The organism is Mesocryomonas lacus (assembly GCF_055730135.2).
Genome location: NZ_JBUZWE020000048.1, coordinates 1 through 1195, shown reverse-complemented (window position 1 = coordinate 1195; position 1195 = coordinate 1). Strand labels below are relative to the sequence as shown.

The following is a 1195-nucleotide window of genomic DNA, read 5'->3' as shown; positions in this document are numbered from 1 at the left end:
TGTTGATTTCCACTGAGAGCTGACCCAGGATTTCCATCAAGAACTGACCCGGCTTCGATGATGTTGGGCAGGTCAGGTGGTGGTCAAGTTCCGTGTTTTCTCCTTCGTCGGTTTCTCGGGTTTGGCCGAGCTGTTCTTGAAGCGGAAGCTGTCGTTTCCGGTCTCCAGGATGTGGCAGTGATGGGTAAGGCGATCGAGCAGCGCGGTGGTCATCTTCGGATCGCCAAAGACCGTTGCCCACTCGCTGAAGCTGAGGTTGGTGGTGATGACGACGCTGGTGCGTTCGTACAGCTTGCTCAGAAGGTGGAATAGCAAGGCACCGCCTGAAGCGCTGAACGGCAGGTAGCCGAGCTCGTCGAGGATGACGAGGTCGGAATGGACAAGCCGTCCGGCGATCTGACCGCTCTTGCCCTGGACCTTCTCCTGTTCGAGCAGATTGACGAGCTCGACGGTTGAGAAGAAGCGAACCCGCTTGTGGTGATGCTCGATGGCCTGGATGCCAAGGGCTGTGCCGATATGGGTCTTGCCGGTCCCGGGTCCTCCAACCAGCACGACGTTGTGCGCATCCTCCAGGAACTCGCAGCGATGAAGCTGACGGACCAGTGCTTCATTGACCTCGCTGCTGGCGAAGTCGAAGCCGTTGAGATCGCGATAGGCCGGGAAGCGAGCCGACTTCAGTTGATAGGCGGTAGACCTGACCTCCCGCTCGGCTGTCTCGGCCTTTAGAAGCTGCGAGAGGATCGGGATGGCTGCCTCGAAGGCTGGCGCTCCCTGTTCGGTCAGTTCGCTGACGGCTTGCGCCATGCCGTGCATCTTTAGGCTGCGCAGCATGATCACGATGGCGCCGCTAGCCGGGTTATGACGCATGGCGCACCTCCGCAGTCCGGCGCAGGGCGTCATAGCGTTCGACATTGGCACGTGGCTCGGTGATGAGTGTTAGGGCCTGCGGTGTCTGCACAGTCGGCGGGACCATCGGCTTGCCGTCGATCAGACGGTGCAGAAGGTTGAGGATGTGGGTCTTGGTCGGAACGCCGGCTTCGAGGGCCATGTCGACAGCGCACAGCACGACCTCTTCATCGTGCTGGAGGACCAGAGCCAGGATCTCGACCATCTCGCGATCACCGCCCGGTTGCTTGAGAAGGTGCTGTTGCAAGGTCCTGAAGGATGCCGGCAGCTCTGCGAAGGGCGCACCGTT

At 60.5% G+C, this 1195-nt stretch carries 1 protein-coding gene and 1 pseudogene; both read right to left on the bottom strand.

Annotated elements, in window-relative coordinates; genetic code table 11:
• Positions 1 to 72: 72 nt before the first annotated feature.
• Positions 73 to 867: an IS21-like element helper ATPase IstB gene (gene istB / locus ACZLZY_RS24860; RefSeq protein WP_472936639.1), complete on the bottom strand. Its 795-nt coding sequence runs from the start codon at positions 865 to 867 to the stop codon at positions 73 to 75.
• A pseudogene (locus tag ACZLZY_RS24855) lies at positions 857 to 1195 on the bottom strand (IS21 family transposase); the annotation flags it as partial. The pseudogene ACZLZY_RS24855 and the gene istB, both read right to left, overlap by 11 nt.